This is a genomic window from Tenacibaculum singaporense, from assembly GCF_003867015.1.
Lineage (GTDB): Bacteria > Bacteroidota > Bacteroidia > Flavobacteriales > Flavobacteriaceae > Polaribacter > Polaribacter singaporensis.
Genome location: NZ_CP032548.1, coordinates 2,083,527 through 2,102,885, shown reverse-complemented (window position 1 = coordinate 2,102,885; position 19,359 = coordinate 2,083,527). Strand labels below are relative to the sequence as shown.

The following is a 19,359-nucleotide window of genomic DNA, read 5'->3' as shown; positions in this document are numbered from 1 at the left end:
TTAAATTGCTTTTGCTTTATTCGTTGCTACACCTGTTAACTCATCACTAATGATAACTCCATCTTTTAAACGAACTACTCTATTGGTTTGTGCCGCTACCTCTTCTTCGTGTGTAATTACAAAAACAGTCATTCCTTCATCGTTAATTTCTTTTAATAAATCCATTACCGAATCAGTTGTAGTTGAGTCTAATGCTCCAGTAGGCTCATCTGCTAATACTACTTTGGGTTTCGTTGCTAAGGCTCTTGCTATTGCTACACGTTGCTTTTGACCTCCAGAAAGTTCATTTGGTAAATGGTTTGCCCATTCTTTTAATCCCACTTTCTCAAGGTACTCTAAAGCTATTTCTAATCGTTCTTTTCTAGAAATTCCTTTATAGTATAGTGGTAATGCTACATTTTCTAAGGCTGTTTTGTAAGAAATTAAGTTAAATGACTGGAAAACGAATCCTAAAAACTTATTCCGTAATACGGCAGCTTTCTTTTCATTTAAGTTTTCTATTAACTGTCCGTTTAAGTAATATTTTCCTTCATCGTGTGTATCTAATAAACCTACAATATTTAATAAAGTAGATTTTCCAGACCCTGAAGATCCCATAATAGATACAAATTCGCCTTCTTTTATATGTAAATCTAGCCCTTTTAAAACATGAAGTGAGTCTTTTCCTATAGGGTAAGATTTGTGAAGATTTTCTATTCGAATCATAGTGTTAGTTAATTTTTAAATAAAAATAAATGCTGATTTTTCTAATCTACTGATAAATTATTGTTAAATCGTTATTTACTTTCTTACAAGACGCTTAATTTTGATTTATGTTACAAGTTAACACTTAATTTTTTACAAAAAATTAAATATGAACAATTTACCTAGTAATAAAAAAGTGATTTTATTTGATGGTGTCTGTAATTTTTGCAACGATAGTGTTCTAAAAGTTATAAAATATGATGTCAAAAATCAGTTTGTATTTACTTCTCTTCAATCTGATATAGGAAAAGAAATAACACAATATTTAGGGATAGACACTTCTAAGGTTGATTCTATTATTTTATATGAACCAAATGTTGCTTATGATATTAAATCTACGGCTGCGTTAAAAATTATGAATGATTTTGGCGGGATATGGAAACTAACACAAGTTTTTTGGGTCTTTCCAGAGGGGCTCAGAAATATTGTATACGATTACATTGCTAAAAATCGTTACAAATGGTTTGGTAAAAAAGATGCATGTATGATTCCTTCTAAAGAAATACAAGATAAGTTTTTATAAAAAAAATAAGCTCACCAAATGGTGAGCTTATGCATAGCATTCTTCCCTTTTTATTAGGATACAACCTAATTGAAATAAATTTTTGAAGCTCCTACACCTACTTCAAAACTTTTAACCTTTTTATTATCAGATAAATTAAAGACCTGTACTTCACTTGTACTAACAAAGCTAGTATTCAAAGCATATAACCTACCTTCTTTTACCCCCATACCATAAAATAAAATATAAGCTCCTTTAGACTCATCAGTAAATAAATCAACTGTTATTATTTCAGATGCTGGTAAACTAGAGTCATTTACCCCCATTTTATAAACTTTTGCTCCGATACTATAATACAAATTATTATTATCTAAAGTCATTAAAGAAGGGTGTACTCCTTCAGGAAAAACAATTTCCTCCACTGTTTTATTTGCTATATTCACTTTAGAGATAGCACCTAATGTTTCATCTCCTGTATAAGCTGCTTTTCCTTCTGATAAAACGATTAAGTTACCTGATCCATCAAAAGCTATTTCGTCTGGTTTATCCTTAACTGTTACAGTAGAAATACTATTATTATCATTCAAATCTATAATAGATATAATATTATTTGAACCATAAGCTCCTTTATGAGAGACGTATAATTTGTTATCTTTATTCAGTATTTGTTCTGGACCTAACTCAACGTCTATTTTTCCTTCTACTTTTAAAGAGTTCAAATCTACAATCGCAACAAAATCATCACTTTCATTATCTGTAGCTCCCCAATTGGTCACATAACCTTTGCTTCCTAATACAGTCATATATCTTGGAGTATTAAATCCAGTTGTTATTTGGCCTTTCTTTTTAAAACTTACCCTATCAACTACTACGATAGTATTCACATCATTTAAGATAATATAAGCTTCTGTATCTGTAAACGTGATAGATTGTATTAATCCTCCTAATAAAGCTCCATTTACTCCAGCATAAACAAAGTTTTCCGATTCTTTTATACTACTATCTAGAAAAGAAATTGAACCATCTTTAGCTCCAAAGTTTCCTTCTGAGCTGATAATTATGCCATTGTCATATGCTTCTCTAGATACTTCAACTATTTTGTCCTCACTAGAACAAGAAGTAAGAACTATACTTACTAAAAAAAGCTGTAAAAGTAGTTTTGTTATTTTCATTGGTTTAAAATTTATAATTTAAATTGATATTAAAATTTGTTCCAGGCATAGGACGTAAGTTTGAAAAATAATACACCTTATTAAATATATTATTTAGCGTAAACCCTATCATTGGAAGCTTTGTTTGTTTTGTAGATAAATTAAAGGTTACTCCTGCATTTTGAACATGTACTGGATCTAAAGAATAAAAATCTAAGTTTGTTTCATTAGTATACACCTTACCTTGATGTAAGCTTTGTATAAAAAAAATAAACCTTTTATAATTATAATTGATATTAAAATTTAACAAATGCTCAGGTGCATAAGGAAGTGTTTTTTTTGTTTCTGTGTTTTCTGCCAAAGTAAATGTATAGTTAGAAGAAAAATCAATAATATGCTCCCCTATCTCTTTCTTATAACTTACAAAAGTTTCTACACCTTTATTTATTACATCGTTTACGTTTCTTGGTCTCCACAAATTACTACCCCCTGTTGGTAACCAAAGAATTTTATCATTAATATAAATATAAAATAATGTAGATGTTATGTTTAAGTTTTTCTTTTTAAAAGAAACTCCTAACTCCCCTTGTTTTGAGCTTTCAGGTATTAAGTTTAAATTTCCAACTACAGGCCAATACATTTCATTATAAGTAGGAACTCGATAATTTGTTGAAAAATTGGCTAGAATGTTTAATTGATTAGTTAATCTATATTCTCCTCCTACGAATAAAGACAGAGGCACATTAAAATCTGAATTAATTTCTTTTCTAACTTGTAAATTCGTTATTAATTTTTCAATAGGCTGATATTTAACACTACCCACAAACGCTACAGAATTTCTTGTTTTGGTATTAATATCTGTATTCTCACCATTAATGTTTTCGTACATCGTTTTATAATTAAACGATAAAACATTAGATGGTTTATAAGTTAAAGAGTGATTTAATAAAGCAGTTTTAGACTTACCAAAACTGTAATTTTCAGCATCTTTATTCCCGTAATACCTATATTCCTGCGTTAGGTAAGCTAAGTTTAGTTCTTGTTTAAACTGAGAAGAAAATGCATATTTCCACTGTAGTAAGTTTCTTTGATTAAAATCTTCATTTCGTTCACTTCCAGCAGACGGGTTCGGCAATCCATCAGAAAACAAACGATTTCCATAGTAGGCAGTCGAATAAAACGATAAAGAATTTGTAGGACTAAACTTATAACCTATGACAAAATTAACTCCATAGTTTTTGTATTTACCATTTTCATTAGTTAGTAAATCACCTTCGCTATCTTTATAACGTTCATCTATGTATGTGTAATCATTATCGGAATAATTAAACGTAGAAGCTAATTTTATACTCCACTTACCTGTTCCTGCTGAACTTTTAAAGAAATTAGACGTTGTATTGTAACTTCCGTAAGAAGTAAACAAATTAAACTTTTGATGATTCTTAAACAACAACTCATCATTTAAATGAACAGTTCCTCCAATAGCACCAGATCCATATTCAGTACTATTTCCCCCACTTTGCACAACAATATTATCACTTATACTCGCAGAAAGTGCGTTAAAATCTGTTTGTCCGCTTCCTACAGCATTTATAGGTACTCCATTCCATAACACCAATGTATTTGAAGCCGATGTTCCTCTAAAACGTGCAGTACTCACGCCTCCATTACCATAATCTCTAAAAGCTATTGGGCTATTATATCGTAAGAGGTTAGTTAAGTTGATAGGGTTTTTAGTTTGTTCTTTAGCTCCTATCTTTAATTCTTTCGTAGCAATGCGTTTTTTTTCTACATTTCTCTTCCCGTTAACTATTACCTCTTTTAATTTGTTAATAGCTATTGTATCTTTTTGAGAAAAAAGATTAATTGTAAAAAACAGTATGAATATTGTTATTATTTTCTTCATTATACATTAAACTTTTATCCCGAAAGTTTTAATTAAATTATAATAATTGGCAGGTCTCCTGGCTTGCGTCTTGTAACATACCTTCCCATTAAAAAAACAGTGGTTTGAGTAATTGTTACAAGCTTAATAGCTTACAGTTGCGGGAACAGCTTCGGTTTTACACCGAATTCCCTTTTAATTTTCTTTAATAGATAATTAAAGAAAAACCAAAAATCACGGCAAATGTATAGTATTCTTATAAATTAGCAACCATCAAATCATGATAATTTGCGAATTTTGTTTGTAAGTTTTCTGGAAGGGTATAATAAGCTGGATGAATCATTTTTGCCAAACATTCAATTCCTTCCACCAAAGTACCAGCAGAAGATTGTGTAAACATGGCAAAGTCGGCAATATATACTTGTTTATTTTTTACCGCTCTTAAAGACGTCCATTCTTCTCTCTCTTCTAAAAACTTCATGTCTTCAAGTGTTCTCTCAATTCCGTATCCGCAAGGAGCGATAATCAATACCTCTGGATCGTATTTTACAATTTTATCCCAAGAAATTACAATACTATCTCCTGATGGATGCGATAACAAATCAATACCACCTGCATACCCTATTTGATGAGGAATCCAGTGTCCGCAATTAAACAACGGATCAATCCACTCTAATAACATCACACTTTTTGATTGGATTCTATGTTCACGTTGCACATCTACAATATCATAAATACGCTTTTTCAATCCACTTACATACGCTTCTCCTATTGCTTCCTGCTTCATAGCTTTTGCAATGGTTAACGCATTATCAAAAACATCTTCTAAAGAGTTCGGAGTAATAGAAATTAATTTAGGAACCTTTGGTAGTTTGTAAGCTGATTTTGCCACAGATTCTGTATCTATCTGGCAAACATCACATACATCTTGTGTAAAAACAATATCTGGTGCTATGCTTTCTAAAACAGGTTCATCAACATAATACAACGTCTTTCCTTCTGCCTTGGTTTTAGAAAAAATAGCCGTTATTTCTTTACTAGTTAACACTTTTCCTTCTAACTTATATCGAACAGCTACTTCTTTTTCTTTTAAAGCTACTTCTGGGCACTCAAAAGTTATTCCGTTTAAATAATCTTGTAACCCCATGTCATAAATCATCTGAGTTACTGCTGGCATAAAAGAAGATACTGTCATAATTCGCGGTTTTAGTTCAGCAAAAATAAACAGTTCTCTATTTTAATTTGTTTTTTATTAAAAATCTTTCCAATCTTTGTGTCAACATAAAATGCGATTTCATGATATATTATATCTCAGGAGGTGAACGCTCAGGTAAAAGCAGCTATGCTCAAAAGCTAGCAGAATCTTTATCTGACACCCCTATTTACCTAGCCACCTCTCGTATTTGGGATGAAGATTTCAAGCAACGAGTTGACAGACATATTTCTGATAGAGATGAACGTTGGACCACTGTTGAAGAAGAAAAATGGTTAAGTAACGTAATTTCTGAAAAACAAACGGTAGTTGTTGATTGTGTTACACTCTGGTTAACTAACTTCTTTGTGGATACAAAATATGATATTGAAAAGGCGCTAGAAATTGCTAAAGAAGAAATCAACAAGTTGGTTGAAATTGACGCCAATATTATCATCATTTCTAATGAAATTGGTATGGGATTACATGCCAATTCTGAATCTGGAAGAAAGTTTACACAACTACAAGGTTGGACGAACCAATACATAGCAAAATTGGCTGATAAAGCAACTTTTATGGTATCTGGTCTCCCTTTAACTTTAAAATAACACATGACAACAACAATAACTCCCCTATCAAGAGATTTACAAAACGAACTTCAAGAAGAAATTAACTTCAAAACCAAACCTATTGGTGCTTTAGGAAGTTTAGAAAAGATCGCCATGCAAATTGGTTTAATTCAAAATACCACTACACCTGTACTCTCAAAACCTACAATTATGGTTTTTGCAGGAGATCATGGAATTGCTACTACGGGAAAAGTGAGTCCGTACCCTCAAGAAGTTACACAACAAATGGTGTTCAACTTTTTACAAGGAGGTGCTGCTATTAATGTGTTTTGTAAACAAAATAACATTCTTTTAAACATTGTAGATGCTGGTGTGAATGCTGATTTTGAAGCACATCCACAACTTACCAATGCCAAAATAGCTAAGGGTACGCAAGACTATAGCACTGCCAAAGCTATGACCTCTGAGCAATGCCAAGAAGCCTTGGAAAAAGGAAGACAGTTGGTAAGAAAAGTATATAGCGAAGGTTGTAATGTTATTGGTTTTGGTGAAATGGGTATTAGCAACACGTCTTCTGCAGCTTTGTTAATGAGTTATTTTACCAATACACCTATTGAAAACTGTGTAGGTAGAGGTACTGGAGTTGATGATAAAGGACTACAAACAAAAATCGAAACATTACGTAAAGTATACAACTTACATATTGATGCTATTTCAACACCTATGGAAGCCTTAACTGCTTTTGGCGGATTTGAAATTGTAATGATGTGTGGTGCTATGTTAGAAGCTGCTTCTTTAAAAATGACCTTGCTAATTGATGGTTTTATTGTGACTGCTGCCCTATTAGCCGCTCATGCTATGGAATCTGATATTCTAGACTATTGTATTTTCTGTCATAATTCAGGAGAGCAAGGACATCAAAAAATGTTAGAATTCTTAAATGCTGAACCACTTTTAAACTTAGGTTTACGTTTAGGTGAAGGAACAGGTTGTGCGGTTGCATTTCCTATTATTCAATCGAGTGTGAACTTTTTAAACGAAATGGCTACTTTTAAAAGTGCCAATGTTAGCGAAGCCTAGTTATGATAAAAAGACAAATCCATTATTTTTTAACAGCTGTATTGTTTTTTACACGAATTCCGTGTCCTAAATGGGTAGATCATTCTCCTGAAATACTCAACAAAAGCAGTCGTTATTTTTCTTTAGTAGGAATTGTAGTCGGAAGCATTGCAGCACTAGCCTATTTTGCTTTTTCTTATATTTTTCCTACGGATATTGCTATCCTAATTAGCATGATTAGTTCTATTTGGATTACAGGAGCTTTTCATGAAGATGGATTTGCCGATGTATGCGATGGTTTTGGCGGCGGATGGACCAAAGAAAAAATTTTAACCATTATGAAAGATTCCAGACTCGGAACTTTCGGAGTGAGTGGTTTGGTCTTTATCCTAGCTATAAAATTTTTAGCTCTATATCATTTACAAAACCTATCCGTTAATTTAATTCTAGTAATTATTTCAGGGCATAGTATTAGCCGATTTATCGCAACTGTATTGTTGTACACACATGACTATGTAAGAGATATTGACAGTTCTAAAATAAAACCAACCACCAAACAAATGAGTAGTAAATCGCTACTCATATCAGCTATTTTCGGAGTAGTTCCCTTATTTTTCTTTCAAAATTCAACGGTATTTTTAGTATTACTTCCCTTATTACTTACCTATTTGTATATGGGGCATTTCTTTAAAAAATGGATTGGTGGTCAAACAGGAGATTGCGCGGGTGCTTTACAACAAGTAGCTGAAATTGTTTTTTACTTAAGTTTACTTGCCTTATGGAAGTTATTTTAGTACGACATACCACACCTGATATTGCCAAAGGTATATGCTATGGTCAGGCAGATATAGAGGTTGCGACTACTTTTGAGGAAGAAGTGAGTAGTATTCTAAAAAAAGTTCCTGTCAACGACGCTGATGTAACGTATTATAGCAGTCCCTTACAACGCTGTAAGCTTTTGGCTGAAAAACTTTCATCTACAGTAATTTTTGACAACCGATTGAAAGAACTTGATTTTGGTGATTGGGAGCTACAAAAATGGAACGATATTGATAAAAAAGAGCTCGATATTTGGATGAACGATTTTGTAAAAACTCCTGCTAAAAACGGAGAATCTTATATCGATTTACACAATAGAACTACCAATTTTTTAACCGAATTAACAACCAAAAATCATCAAAAAGTTGTGCTAGTTACCCATGCGGGAGTAATGAGAAGCCTTTGGGCTTATATGAATAAAATTCCGTTGGAAAAATCATTTGAATTAAAACTAAATTACGGAGATACACTAACCTTCCACCTATAAAAATAGAGTACTATGAAACGTTATTTATTTATTCTTTCCTTATTTGTGTTCTTTACACAATGTAAACAAAAAACTAAAAAAACTACCGAAAAGAAAGCTGTACAAAGTACCGTAAAATACGCTAAGGGATTTGATATAATTTCTGAAAACGGAGTGAAAAAATTAGTGATTAAAAAGGCTTTTCAAAGCTCGCACGAATATTTTTCTTACACCCTTACTGATAAAACCGACCTTTCTAAAAATGAAATTAAAGTTCCTATTGAAAAAATGGTGGTTACCAGTACTACACATATTCCGATGTTGGAACTTTTGAATGCTGAAAACACTATTGTTGGTTTTCCGCACACCAAATATATTTCTTCAAAAAGGACAAGGAATAGAATTGACGAAGGTAACATTGTTGAATTAGGATTGGAACAAGACATGAACACTGAAAAATTGATTGATATTGAGCCTGAGTTAGTTATTGGTTTTGCTTTGCATCCAAATACTAAACTATACCAAAACATAAAGAAAACAGGAATTCCTGTCATTTTTAATGGCGATTGGCTGGAAGAAACTCCGTTAGGAAGAGCAGAATGGATTAAGTTTTTTGGGGCTTTATACGGAAAAGAAAAGGAAGCAGACAGTATTTTCAACAACATAGAAGCGGAATATCTAAAAGCTAAAGAAATTGCTAAAAACAGCGACAAACAGCCTACTATTTTATCTGGAAGCATGTTTAAAGATGTTTGGAATGTTCCTGCGGGTGAAAGTTTTATTGCGACGTTTTACAATGATGCCAACTTAAATTACTTATGGAAAGACACCAAAGGAACCGGTAGCTTACCTCTAAGTTTTGAAAGTGTATTGGAAAAAGCACAACACGCCGATTTTTGGTTTAACTGTGGCTTGTATGCTACCAAAGAACAGTTAACTACCGCAAATATTCATTACAAAGAGTTTGATGCGTTTACCAATAACAAGATATTTTCTATTGGACACAACAAAGGAGAAACTGGTGGTTTAATTTACTTTGAACTCTCTCCTGTACGCCCAGATTTAGTGTTAAAAGATTTGATAAAAATTACACACCCTAATTTGTTACCAAAATACGAATTGACTTTTTATAAGGAAGTGGAGTAAACTTATCTTGGTTCTTAATCTTTAAACCACTACATTAGCTATCATTGGATATATTCATTAAAATGAAAGTATTTTCTAATAGTGTTAATAAAATTTAAAAAAGGAAGTTTATTAAAACATTATACAGAAAGGTATTAAAATTAATTTCAAATTATTTAATCAAAAAAACATGAATCATTTAAAAGAAAATAACGAGAGTAAGAGAATTAGCAGAAAAACTTTTGCTTTATTTTTTATACTTTCAAGTTTAATTGAATTTATTGTATTTTATTTTGATAATGAATTATATGTGAAATTATTTTGGAGCATCCTTTTAAATTTACTGATAATTTTAAGTGCATGGCAACGTTATCAAGATATGGGAATTAAAGGTGTCAACTCTCTAAAACTGTTAATACCATTATTTAATATTTATATTTTATCTTTATTATTATTTAAAAAAGGAGACTCAAAAGAAAATAGTTTTGGCTCTCCTGAAAACTTTAAAATATAACATTTTAATGAAACAATCTATCAAAATAATTACATCTCTCCTAGTTATATTAATTATTACAAGTTGCAACAGTCAAACTAAAAATAAAATTATTAATAATGAATTAGGTTTTTCATTCGACTTTCCAAAAGATATTTGGTATAAATCTAATAAGATTAAAAAAAATAATTACCGAAAACTATTAGATAGTTTAAGTAGTAAAAATGAAATAAGAAAAAAAGACTTTGACTTAATCTATTTATTTACAAAGAATAAGGATGAAAGATTACTAAACCCTTACGTCAATATTTTAAAAATTAATAAAGGAAAAGGGGAATTTGATTTTTTTAAAAAAAAATTACCTAATCACAAAAAGATAAATATAAAAAAACTTGATTCTAAGAACATTTCGTTTGATGTGAATACTATAATGGTAGATGAAGAAAATCAAATAATCGGAACCTTAATCTCTTCAAATGGAGTTTTTGCTTCATCTTTTTATATTTTTCCAAAAGGAAATTTAATTCAGTTCAATTTTAGTGAATCAACAGGTGGTAAATGGAAAGAAAATTATATTAGTTTTAAAGATAAAATTATTAATACAATAGAATATTTGGAATAATTTTTTACTACCATCATGTATTTTTATTGCTTATTTTAGTTAATCTAATCTAAACCAACTCAGCAAGATTATACTCATTACAATAATCCCCTACCTCACAATCGTTCTAAACGTTAAATTTACCCGTGGTCGGTGGACTTTTTTTGTAGGTGGTAACCGGTGAAGCCAATGGGTTTGGGTTTCGTCTTTCATTACCAATAACGAACCATGTTCTAACACTTTATAAACCGTCTCTTTGCTTTGTTTGTGTTTAAAACCAAAACGTCTTTCTGCTCCAAAACTTAACGAAGCAATCGCTCCGTTCTTTTTTAAATCTTTTTCCCCATCACTATGCCATGCCATTCCTTCAGAACCATCGTGGTATAAATTCAATAAGCAAGAGTTATAGGTTTCTCCAGTTTCCTTTTCCACTAATTCTTTTAACTCTAACAATTCTTCCGTAAACGGTAAGGCTGTTTTGGTAATGTTTGAATAGGAATATTCAAAAGGTTGTTCGGCATACCAAGCTACTTTTCGTTTGGTTACCATTCGTTTTCCAAAAATAATAGCTTCGTCATTACGCCATTCAATAGAATTTAATAAAGCTTCGTAATAATAATCTGCTTCCTCTTTTGGTAGAACAATACCGTAGTAGTTTACTGTTCCATCTTTCGGAAGTAAGTTTTTAGGAGTATCGTCAAATTGTGAGAATAAATCCACTTATATAAAAAAATAACCTGAAAAAGGAGATGGACACGGAAGCATACAACACCAACCTGGTGTATACTCTCTTTTAAAAACATCTATCAATTCGTGCAAGGGATTCAAAAGAAAGATTAAGATTAAAACTACACTTAACAACTTAAAAAATAAGCTCGTTTTATTCGTTCTTTGATATTCAAAAGTTATGATGTTTAAATCCTTTTCCATAACTCAAATATAATAAAAAAAACTCCTGTAGATTACAGGAGCTTTAGTACTTTAATTTCTAAACTTATTTCGTGTGATAATATGTTTGAGCTTCTGTTTTAAGTCGGTTCCTGTATCGTATACCATTTGCTCGTTAGAAGGAAACTCAACTGAAGTTTCATCTAGTAAATCTATAAACGATTTATCCAAAGCTCTTCTGTCTCCATCATAATCAGCATAAATATGTTCAAAAACAAATTCACTTTGTATAGGGAATCGTTGTAGTAACTGATTTGTTCTATTATCAATATACTTTACAACTCCCGTAACTTTACTACTTTTAAATTGCGTAAACTGATAAAACGTACAACGTATTCTTTTAAACTTATCTACTTTTATTTTGTTTCCTAAACTGTCTTTTACATAATTTCCGTTATTGTCTCTTAAATACTTGAACCCATCTTTTATGCGTCGTTCTTTAATAACTTCCTTTTCGTGTACTTGTTCAGGAGAAATCATAATATCTCTAAAATCTAGCTCTAAATCGAAATCATAACGAATGTTTCTATCCTTTTTAGCGTGATATTGTGTCCATAAATCATTCAACCCATAGGTATCAATTGCTAATAAATCTCTTTCTAATCTTCTAGGAATTATTTGATCTGTTCTATTTCTAACAGAAACATGTACATAATCAATTCCTTTAGCATGAGCCTCTTCTATTAAGTTTCTTGTATCTCTGTAATTAGGACTAATTTTATCCAAGTGTCTTAATTCGTCAAAAGCTCTTCTGTAGTTAATCTTATTTCTATCTCCTTCATTTAACAATGCTACACCATTTTCATACAAATAACCAGCATAGTTTTCCTTTGCAGCAAGAATTCTATCAGAATAATTAACAAGTTTAAACTTGGCATTTCTTCCTGAAGATAAAATTCGTAATGGCAATAATGGTTTTATTCTCTCTTGCCTGTTATTAAGACGTTGATATAACGTGTAAATTGTTTCAAAGTTTTCAGGGTTTTGCTCTTTCTCTAAAAAAGAAATTCTGTCTAAATCTCTATCCGTTGCTTTTCTAAAAGCTTCCTGAAGCATTAGAACATGCGGCTGATTCTTTTCTTTTGTTTTGTTTTTGGCTAACTTTTCAATAGATAATGAAATTGCCTTGTCATAATTACCGGTATTAAGGGCTTTCTCAGTAGTTTTTACACTACTACAAGATGCCAATACTAGTACCGATAAAATAAGTAGTAAAGTAGTTTTTCTCATAAAGTTTAAGTTTCGCAAGAAAATTCAATTATTGTGCCAAAACTAAGTATTCTTTTTAACTTAAACTTTATGATTTTATACTATTTATTCAAGCAGCTTCGCCATAGCTATTTGAATAACTTTAAGATGCTTTTCTTTATTTGATGGCTTACTTGTTTTTTGCATTTGTGCCATTTGACGCAACAAGTTAACTCCTACCTGATCAAAATTATATTGTTTGTATTGAAGTCCTTTAGCTACAATATCGTCTGATAAATTTTGAATAGCCTCTGTATTATTACTTTTTCCAATCTTATCGAATGCTTTTTTATACAATGACTGAATTTTCTTGTTCGGACTTAAAAACATTCCAGACATTACGTTACTTGCAATAAAACTTAACTCTTCATCATCATTTTCTTCTAAATAAATACGTGTTAATGGTGTTGCAATAATCTTTTTAACGGCTAAAGGCAACGTTTTTGATTTTTGAATAGCTAACTGCTTATCGATATAATACATTCCTACCAACGACTTTCCTAACACAGAATATGATTTACTTTCTAACCCTTTTTCAAACACCGGTTTTAATGCTGGATCTGTTAACTTTCCTAACGTTTCAATTGCCGCTGCTTGTACCAACGTTTTTGGATCGTTTTGAGCGATTTTCATAATTTGATCAATCACATTCTTTTTTGAATATTTATTGATTAAATTAATGTTCTCCAAGGCTAAAATCCTAATCTTATAAAAATCGTTATTCAGAGCGTCTGCAACGGCATTAAACGCTTTTTTATCATCTTGATGTTTTGCTACTTCTAACAAAGCTTCTCTTTTATGCACGTAGTTTTGAGCATATTTTAATTGATGAATATAATCGCTCAATACTTTATTTTCGTTAATATCGCACAACAATACCCCGTCTGCATTTACTTGAATTAAATCTGGATGGTTTGTAAAAGGAAATGTAAATGACGCATCTCTTCCTTCAACAAACACGTTATGTCTTGTTCTTTTACTTCCTTCAAAAACATCAATAGCAAACGGAAATTTAAATTCATTAAGTTGAGATTGAATAATATTTACGGTTACTGTTTTTCTTAGTTTATTAAAGTCATAAGAAATAGATAACTTCGGGTGTCCGCTGTTAAAATACCATTGATTGAAAAACCAGTTTAAGTCTTTTCCACTTACTTTTTCAAATGCTAAACGTAATTGATGTGCTTCTCCTGTTCCATACTTATTATCTGTTAAATACGTATTTAATCCTTCGTAAAAAGCTTCGTCATCTAAATAGTTACGTAACATGTGCAAAATAGCCCCTCCTTTGTTATAGCTAACTGCATCAAACATATCCTCTTTATCATCGTAATAAAAACGAACTAAATGTTTATCAAAGTTTTGTCCGCTTTTATAACCTTCAATATCTTCAAACAAATGCGCGTCTGCCTCATCTTTTCCATATTTATGTTCTAACCATAAATACTCACTATAATTAGCAAAACTCTCGTTTACAGTTAAGTTACTCCAACTTTCAGTAGTTACTAAATCACCAAACCAATGATGAAAAGCTTCGTGTGCAATTGTGTTTTCTTGTACGTTTTCATCAATTAATTGCCCTGGTGTTTGATACGCTCTTTCCCCGTGAATTACTGCTGTGGTATTCTCCATTGCACCACTTACATAATCGCGCCCTACAATTTGCGCATATTTATTCCATGGATATTCTATTCCTGTAATTTTTGAAAAGAACGCTAACATTTCAGGTGTATTTCCAAAAATATCTTTTGCATACGGAGCATACTCCTTCTCTACATAATAATCTACAGGAATATCTTTGTATTTATCTTTAATAACCTCGTACTCTCCTACTCCCATAAAAAACAGATATGGGGCATGCTTTTGAGTAAAATTCCAATAATCGGTACGAGTTCCATCAGCATTGGTAGTTTGCTTTTCTAATTTCCCGTTAGAAAGCGTTACATACTTTTTCGGAACAGTAATATAAATTTCTTGTGATGTCTTTTGGTTTGGAGCATCTATTGTTGGAAACCAACAACTACTTGCTTCTGTTTCGCCTTGAGTCCAAATTTGAGTTGGTTTGTTTTTATCAAAACCTGTTGGATTGATAAAGTACAACCCTTTTGCTGATGTAATAGCAGCACTTCCTTTTTGTTTTACCCTTTCTGGTCGCGCCGTATACTTAATATATAATGTAAACTCTTCGTTTCGCTTATAGGCACGAGGTAAGTTGATAATTAACTCATAGTCGTCATAATTATACTCTAATGGCTGATTATTCATTGTTACTTTATAAATAACCATTGCTTTAGCATCTAACGTAACCTTATCCGTTTCATAAAAATGAGGTGTTAAGGTTACCCATTCTTCCCCATTCATTTCTTTTTCTTGAAAGTTAAAATCTACTTTTAACTTCGTATGAACTAAATTATGAACTTTATCTCTTTCAGCTCTATATACTTTAGTTGATTGGGAAAATAAGCTTGCTGTAAAGAAAACAGCGATAAAAACAAGGAGTTTGTTAAATTTCATATGTTTTTGTTTAGAGTTCAAAAATATGAAATTCTATTGGGAGGCTTGTTAATGAGCCGTTAAAAAGAAAAAGCCACCAGATGATCTGATGGCTTCTCTATATTTTCAATATTAATTTTTATTCTGTTTCTTCAGATGAACGATGCTTTTCATCAAAAAGCATTTTGAATTGCTTTAAGTCTAAATTTCCAGCATCCATTTTAGCTTTTTGCATCATTTGAAGAATTTTTCCTGGATTCATATTTTCTCCCAAAACACGAGCAACTCCCACTCCCATTTCTTTTCCATAACCAAAAGCTACGATTTCGTCAATGGCATCAGCATCTCCTGTGTAGTAAATCGCTGCATTGGCTCCATCTTTTTTAAACTTCATTAACTGTTTATAGCTAGATTTTTTTAAGATTGATTTTAACTTCTCTTTCTCTGCTTCATAACTAGCTTCGTCTAAGTTCTTATAAGGAACTCCTGTTATGTTTATTTTTTTAATACTTTCATACGCTTGCTTATCTTCTTCAGATGCCTTATCCATACTTAACTGTAATACACTAGCTGGTACATCAAACGTAATAAAGCCTTCCTTTTCTTGGCTTTCTACCAAATAGCTTTGTAAAGATTCTGTTTTACAAGAAACTGTTACAAACGCTACTAGTAACATTGAGTATATAAATAGTTTTTTCATTGTTGTTAGTTTTTGATTAAAAGCAGCGTTAATTTGTTAACGCTGCCTTATTTGTTTTTATTTGTTCTTCTTTCCGTCTTTAGAAAACGTCTCTGCTAATTTTGACATTTTGTTGATGTCGATATTACCAGTTAACGAAACTATTACAGATTCTGGTGAGTTACCATTAGAATTTTTGTCTTTTACAAACATTAATACTTCGCTTACAAAGTCTTTGTTTTTTGTAGACTTTACATAGATTTTAACACGAGAATCTTTGTCTTTTACACGCATTAACTCTATTAAATTACTTTTTTTAATGGCAGACTTTACCATGCTTTCCATTTCAGCAGACACTTTTGCGCTTTCAGTTGAAAATACTTTTAATTCTTGTAAGTCTTGAATCATTTTAAAAACCTCCATTGCTTCGTTATCTTCTGACTCTACTTTGAATTTAGATAAAATCTCAAAAGCATCTTTATTTACTACCACTGATGATACCTCATCTAGGTCTTCTAATTTATCGAACATTGATTGTCCGAAACTAACATTAGCTATAAATACGAATGCGAATAATAATATTACTTTTTTCATGATTTTCTTGGTTTATAAGTACTTGGTTTTACTTTCTTAATTAATTTACTGTGTTTATTACTTTGTTTACTGTTTCTTCATAGGCCCCTAATTGTTCAATAGCATCATTTCCTTTTTTTAGGTTGTTTGAAACTGCATATAATGCATCGTTTCCTTTGTTTAGATTGACCGAAACTAGTTGCAACGCTTCTTTAATTTGTGCAAACTGTTTACGTTGTTGATACTTTTTGTACTCTTCATTGCCCATGAATACACTAAATAGTAAGACTACTGACGCTGCTACTGATAACCATTTCCAGTTCTTCTTAGTTTTCTCAGGTTTTAACTGAATGGTTTTCGTAAAGGTTTCGTCTTTACTTTGTTTAAAATAGCCAAACATCATACTATATTCTTGCAAATGCGGTGCCACGTTGTTTGAGGTAAAATACTCTTGTAACGTTTGCTCTTCTTGCAATGTTGTTTCTGCGTCTAGGTATTTATCTAATAACTTCTCTATGTTAGCTAACTCCATAGTTGTGTTGTTTTATTAATTCTTGTCTTATTGCTTTTCTAGCTCTTGATAATGCTACTCTTACAGCTGTCGGTTTCATATCGACCATTTTACATATTTCATCAAAATCATATTGTTCAATATCTCTTAATTGTATGATTATTTTTTGCTGCTCTGGTAACTTCTCTATAAGCTCATGTACTCGGTTTACACTGTCGTTATGTTCTACTCTCTTTTCTAGAGGAGTGTCTTTCTCTTTATAATTACTATGAACCAATGTTAAATTACTTGCTTGTTTAGACTTTAATCTGTCATAACAGTAATTCTTTGTCATAGTCATTGCAAATGCCTCTACATTTTTATAATTAGAGAGCTTCTCTCTATTTCTCCACAATTTAAAGTACAACTCTTGTGTAGCGTCCTCAGCTTCTTCAGTAGAAACCAATAATCTCTTCGCTAAACGAAAGACTTTGTCTTTAAATGGTAATACAACTTTTAAAAAGTCCGATTGGTTCATGGTTTGGTTAATTAGTTCTGTAAGCCTATTAAAACAATTGCGTCTTATTTAACAGGTTTACATATCTACGACGACGCAGTTTCAAGTTTGTTACATCAATAATAAAAAAAATAATATTATTCAGTAAATTGCGTTGTTGTTAGAACTAATATACTCTTATGAAATTACTTAAAGCATCCCTTATTGTCTTATTTTCAATACTACTTGTTTCATGTAGTGAAAAAGACGATGCCCCCAAGAATATTGAAGTCCAAAATTTCGTTTGGAAAGGTTTAAACGCTTACTACTTATGGCAAGACTTAGTTCCTGATTTAGCTGACAGACGTTTTAATAACGATAATGAACTGTATAGTTATTTATCAGCGTATGACGATCCTGCTAATTTATTTTACAGTTTATTATACATGCCTAACGAATACACTAAAGATCCTAACAGAACCTATTCATGGATTGTAGACGATTATATTGCATTAGAAGAAGCTTTTGCAGGAATACGTCTTACAAGTGGGATGAAATTAGAAGGAGCTGACTATGCTGATGGTTCTGGAGGCTATTATATATATGTATACGATGTTGTTGCTGGTTCTAATGCAGATGCACAAGGAGTTACTCGTGGAATGATTATTACTGAGATTAACGGAACAACTATAACTAGAGGTAATGTAAATGATTTATTAGATAACGATACATTCACTATTCATTTAGCTGATTATAATGGAGGGAATCCAGTTAGTAACGGAACAACTATTACAGTTACGAAATCTCAAGTAACAGAAAACCCTATAAAAGTTACCAATGTAATTACTAATGGTAGCCATACCATAGGGTATTTAATGTACAATCAATTCTCTAGAAACTTTGATGGAGAGTTAAATGCTGAATTTGCTAAGTTTCAATCAGCAGGTCTTACCGACTTAATCATCGATTTACGTTATAACGGTGGTGGTTCTGTACAAACAGCTACTTATTTAGGAAGTATGATTACCGGACAGTTTAACAATGAGTTATTTGCGAAACAAGTATGGAATCATAAAGTAATGGAGGTAACAAATCCTGATTTATTGATTAATAACTTTACTAATCAGATTTTAAATAAGGACCAACAAGGTAATGTGGTCTTAGATGAAGCTATTAATAGCTTAAACCTAAATACTATTTACTTTATAGTTTCTGATGATTCTGCCTCTGCATCCGAATTAGTTATCAATGCACTAAAGCCTTATATTGATGTAAAGTTAGTAGGAACTCAAACTTACGGAAAGCATGTTGGTTCTATTACCTTATACGATTCTGACGATTATACTCGTAATGGCGATAACTTAAAGAGTCATACGTGGGCAATGCAACCCATTGTATTAGAAATTCAAAATGTAGATGGTGAAAATGCTCCTGAAGGGTTTATTCCTGAGGTTATCATTGATGAAGACCCAGGTAACTTAGGTGTTTTAGGAGATCCAGCAGAACCTTTACTAGAAAGAACTATTCAATATATCACCACAGGAGCAAAAGGAGTACCTACCATGAAAAAAGGAGTTCAATTTTCTCCATCATGGAATTCAAATATGATGCGCCCTGATTATAACAATATGTATGTGGAGTTGAAATAAAGAACAAAACGATATAAAATAAAATCCAGCTGAGTAAGCTGGATTTTATTTTTAGAAAAAAGAATTAAACGTCATTTCGACCAAAGGAGAAATCTTTTAAATATTTGTAGATTCCTCCTCGTACCTCATTCGGAATGACAATACATATTACTTTTTTATATTAGGCCTCGTCATTTC

20 protein-coding genes and 1 riboswitch are annotated in these 19,359 nt (G+C 31.6%); of the genes, 9 read left to right on the top strand and 11 right to left on the bottom strand.

Features of this window, described 5'->3' with window-relative positions; translation table 11 throughout:
- Positions 1–705, bottom strand: coding sequence for an ABC transporter ATP-binding protein (locus D6T69_RS09290; RefSeq protein ID WP_125067476.1), 705 nt, complete (start codon positions 703–705; stop codon positions 1–3).
- Between the two features lie 148 nt (positions 706–853).
- Between D6T69_RS09290 and D6T69_RS09285 the strand changes: the two genes are divergently transcribed.
- Complete coding sequence (locus D6T69_RS09285; RefSeq protein WP_125067475.1) at positions 854–1,267, top strand: thiol-disulfide oxidoreductase DCC family protein; 414 nt, start codon at positions 854–856, stop codon at positions 1,265–1,267.
- A gap of 65 nt (positions 1,268–1,332) precedes the next feature.
- Here the strand turns inward: D6T69_RS09285 and D6T69_RS09280 are convergent, their stop codons facing one another.
- The 3 genes from D6T69_RS09280 to D6T69_RS09270 form a co-directional block, all read right to left on the bottom strand.
- The gene (locus tag D6T69_RS09280; protein ID WP_125067474.1) at positions 1,333–2,418 is read right to left on the bottom strand and encodes a YncE family protein; all 1,086 of its coding nucleotides are present in this window, start codon (positions 2,416–2,418) and stop codon (positions 1,333–1,335) included.
- A 4-nt stretch (positions 2,419–2,422) separates the two neighbouring features.
- Entirely contained in the window at positions 2,423–4,303 is a 1,881-nt protein-coding gene (locus tag D6T69_RS09275) for a TonB-dependent receptor plug domain-containing protein (RefSeq protein ID WP_125067473.1), read from the bottom strand.
- Positions 4,304–4,334: 31 nt separating this feature from the next.
- Positions 4,335–4,529, bottom strand: a riboswitch (cobalamin riboswitch).
- 9 nt (positions 4,530–4,538) lie between these two features.
- A complete protein-coding gene (locus D6T69_RS09270) occupies positions 4,539–5,477 on the bottom strand; it encodes an ABC transporter substrate-binding protein (RefSeq protein ID WP_125067472.1) in 939 nt (312 codons plus the stop codon).
- A gap of 101 nt (positions 5,478–5,578) precedes the next feature.
- Here D6T69_RS09270 and D6T69_RS09265 point away from each other — a divergent pair, with 101 nt between their 5' ends.
- The 7 genes from D6T69_RS09265 (at position 5,579) to D6T69_RS09235 (ending at position 10,627) form a co-directional block, all read left to right on the top strand.
- Entirely contained in the window at positions 5,579–6,082 is a 504-nt protein-coding gene (locus D6T69_RS09265) for a bifunctional adenosylcobinamide kinase/adenosylcobinamide-phosphate guanylyltransferase (protein ID WP_125067471.1), read from the top strand.
- 3 nt (positions 6,083–6,085) lie between these two features.
- Complete coding sequence (cobT, locus tag D6T69_RS09260) at positions 6,086–7,123, top strand: nicotinate-nucleotide--dimethylbenzimidazole phosphoribosyltransferase (RefSeq protein WP_125067470.1); 1,038 nt, start codon at positions 6,086–6,088, stop codon at positions 7,121–7,123.
- 2 nt (positions 7,124–7,125) lie between these two features.
- Positions 7,126–7,896, top strand: coding sequence for an adenosylcobinamide-GDP ribazoletransferase (locus tag D6T69_RS09255; RefSeq protein ID WP_125067469.1), 771 nt, complete (start codon positions 7,126–7,128; stop codon positions 7,894–7,896).
- Positions 7,881–8,408, top strand: coding sequence for an alpha-ribazole phosphatase (gene cobC, locus D6T69_RS09250; RefSeq protein WP_125067468.1), 528 nt, complete (start codon positions 7,881–7,883; stop codon positions 8,406–8,408). The genes D6T69_RS09255 and cobC overlap by 16 nt, the downstream gene beginning before the upstream one ends.
- Positions 8,409–8,420: 12 nt before the next feature.
- Positions 8,421–9,533 (top strand): ABC transporter substrate-binding protein, encoded by a 1,113-nt coding sequence (locus tag D6T69_RS09245; protein WP_125067467.1) that lies wholly within the window; start codon positions 8,421–8,423, stop codon positions 9,531–9,533.
- A 169-nt stretch (positions 9,534–9,702) separates the two neighbouring features.
- Positions 9,703–10,026: a DUF805 domain-containing protein gene (locus D6T69_RS09240; RefSeq protein ID WP_125067466.1), complete on the top strand. Its 324-nt coding sequence runs from the start codon at positions 9,703–9,705 to the stop codon at positions 10,024–10,026.
- A 7-nt stretch (positions 10,027–10,033) separates the two neighbouring features.
- Positions 10,034–10,627: a hypothetical protein gene (locus D6T69_RS09235; protein ID WP_125067465.1), complete on the top strand. Its 594-nt coding sequence runs from the start codon at positions 10,034–10,036 to the stop codon at positions 10,625–10,627.
- Between the two features lie 90 nt (positions 10,628–10,717).
- Here the strand turns inward: D6T69_RS09235 and D6T69_RS09230 are convergent, their stop codons facing one another.
- The 7 genes from D6T69_RS09230 to D6T69_RS09200 all read right to left on the bottom strand — a co-directional run bounded on the left by D6T69_RS09230 (position 10,718) and on the right by D6T69_RS09200 (position 17,575).
- Positions 10,718–11,326 carry an alpha-ketoglutarate-dependent dioxygenase AlkB family protein gene (locus D6T69_RS09230; RefSeq protein WP_125067464.1) on the bottom strand — a complete coding sequence of 203 codons (609 nt, stop codon included), beginning with the start codon at positions 11,324–11,326 and terminating at the stop codon, positions 10,718–10,720.
- Between the two features lie 261 nt (positions 11,327–11,587).
- Entirely contained in the window at positions 11,588–12,784 is a 1,197-nt protein-coding gene (locus tag D6T69_RS09225; protein WP_125067463.1) for a hypothetical protein, read from the bottom strand.
- 84 nt (positions 12,785–12,868) lie between these two features.
- Positions 12,869–15,316: a M1 family metallopeptidase gene (locus tag D6T69_RS09220; protein ID WP_125067462.1), complete on the bottom strand. Its 2,448-nt coding sequence runs from the start codon at positions 15,314–15,316 to the stop codon at positions 12,869–12,871.
- A gap of 118 nt (positions 15,317–15,434) precedes the next feature.
- On the bottom strand, positions 15,435–15,995 hold the full coding sequence (locus D6T69_RS09215; RefSeq protein WP_125067461.1) for a DUF4252 domain-containing protein: 561 nt from the start codon (positions 15,993–15,995) through the stop codon (positions 15,435–15,437).
- Between the two features lie 57 nt (positions 15,996–16,052).
- Positions 16,053–16,568 carry a DUF4252 domain-containing protein gene (locus D6T69_RS09210; RefSeq protein ID WP_047788704.1) on the bottom strand — a complete coding sequence of 172 codons (516 nt, stop codon included), beginning with the start codon at positions 16,566–16,568 and terminating at the stop codon, positions 16,053–16,055.
- Between the two features lie 40 nt (positions 16,569–16,608).
- A complete protein-coding gene (locus tag D6T69_RS09205; RefSeq protein WP_047788703.1) occupies positions 16,609–17,079 on the bottom strand; it encodes a hypothetical protein in 471 nt (156 codons plus the stop codon).
- Positions 17,066–17,575, bottom strand: coding sequence for an RNA polymerase sigma factor (locus tag D6T69_RS09200; RefSeq protein ID WP_047788702.1), 510 nt, complete (start codon positions 17,573–17,575; stop codon positions 17,066–17,068). The genes D6T69_RS09205 and D6T69_RS09200 overlap by 14 nt, the downstream gene beginning before the upstream one ends.
- Positions 17,576–17,733: 158 nt before the next feature.
- Here D6T69_RS09200 and D6T69_RS09195 point away from each other — a divergent pair, with 158 nt between their 5' ends.
- Positions 17,734–19,182, top strand: a complete 1,449-nt coding sequence (locus D6T69_RS09195; protein WP_125067460.1) for a S41 family peptidase — start codon at positions 17,734–17,736, stop codon at positions 19,180–19,182.
- Positions 19,183–19,359 lie beyond the last annotated feature (177 nt).

What these genes read in the sequence shown, in the direction of transcription:
- D6T69_RS09290 (WP_125067476.1), bottom strand. Translation starts at nt 705, where the DNA reads ATGATTCGAATAGAAAATCTTCACAAATCTTACCCTATAGGAAAAGAC.
- D6T69_RS09285 (WP_125067475.1), top strand. Translation starts at nt 854, where the DNA reads ATGAACAATTTACCTAGTAATAAAAAAGTGATTTTATTTGATGGTGTC.
- D6T69_RS09280 (WP_125067474.1), bottom strand. Translation starts at nt 2,418, where the DNA reads ATGAAAATAACAAAACTACTTTTACAGCTTTTTTTAGTAAGTATAGTT.
- D6T69_RS09275 (WP_125067473.1), bottom strand. Translation starts at nt 4,303, where the DNA reads ATGAAGAAAATAATAACAATATTCATACTGTTTTTTACAATTAATCTT.
- D6T69_RS09270 (WP_125067472.1), bottom strand. Translation starts at nt 5,477, where the DNA reads ATGACAGTATCTTCTTTTATGCCAGCAGTAACTCAGATGATTTATGAC.
- D6T69_RS09265 (WP_125067471.1), top strand. Translation starts at nt 5,579, where the DNA reads ATGATATATTATATCTCAGGAGGTGAACGCTCAGGTAAAAGCAGCTAT.
- cobT (WP_125067470.1), top strand. Translation starts at nt 6,086, where the DNA reads ATGACAACAACAATAACTCCCCTATCAAGAGATTTACAAAACGAACTT.
- D6T69_RS09255 (WP_125067469.1), top strand. Translation starts at nt 7,126, where the DNA reads ATGATAAAAAGACAAATCCATTATTTTTTAACAGCTGTATTGTTTTTT.
- cobC (WP_125067468.1), top strand. Translation starts at nt 7,881, where the DNA reads ATGGAAGTTATTTTAGTACGACATACCACACCTGATATTGCCAAAGGT.
- D6T69_RS09245 (WP_125067467.1), top strand. Translation starts at nt 8,421, where the DNA reads ATGAAACGTTATTTATTTATTCTTTCCTTATTTGTGTTCTTTACACAA.
- D6T69_RS09240 (WP_125067466.1), top strand. Translation starts at nt 9,703, where the DNA reads ATGAATCATTTAAAAGAAAATAACGAGAGTAAGAGAATTAGCAGAAAA.
- D6T69_RS09235 (WP_125067465.1), top strand. Translation starts at nt 10,034, where the DNA reads ATGAAACAATCTATCAAAATAATTACATCTCTCCTAGTTATATTAATT.
- D6T69_RS09225 (WP_125067463.1), bottom strand. Translation starts at nt 12,784, where the DNA reads ATGAGAAAAACTACTTTACTACTTATTTTATCGGTACTAGTATTGGCA.
- D6T69_RS09220 (WP_125067462.1), bottom strand. Translation starts at nt 15,316, where the DNA reads ATGAAATTTAACAAACTCCTTGTTTTTATCGCTGTTTTCTTTACAGCA.
- D6T69_RS09215 (WP_125067461.1), bottom strand. Translation starts at nt 15,995, where the DNA reads ATGAAAAAACTATTTATATACTCAATGTTACTAGTAGCGTTTGTAACA.
- D6T69_RS09210 (WP_047788704.1), bottom strand. Translation starts at nt 16,568, where the DNA reads ATGAAAAAAGTAATATTATTATTCGCATTCGTATTTATAGCTAATGTT.
- D6T69_RS09205 (WP_047788703.1), bottom strand. Translation starts at nt 17,079, where the DNA reads ATGGAGTTAGCTAACATAGAGAAGTTATTAGATAAATACCTAGACGCA.
- D6T69_RS09200 (WP_047788702.1), bottom strand. Translation starts at nt 17,575, where the DNA reads ATGAACCAATCGGACTTTTTAAAAGTTGTATTACCATTTAAAGACAAA.
- D6T69_RS09195 (WP_125067460.1), top strand. Translation starts at nt 17,734, where the DNA reads ATGAAATTACTTAAAGCATCCCTTATTGTCTTATTTTCAATACTACTT.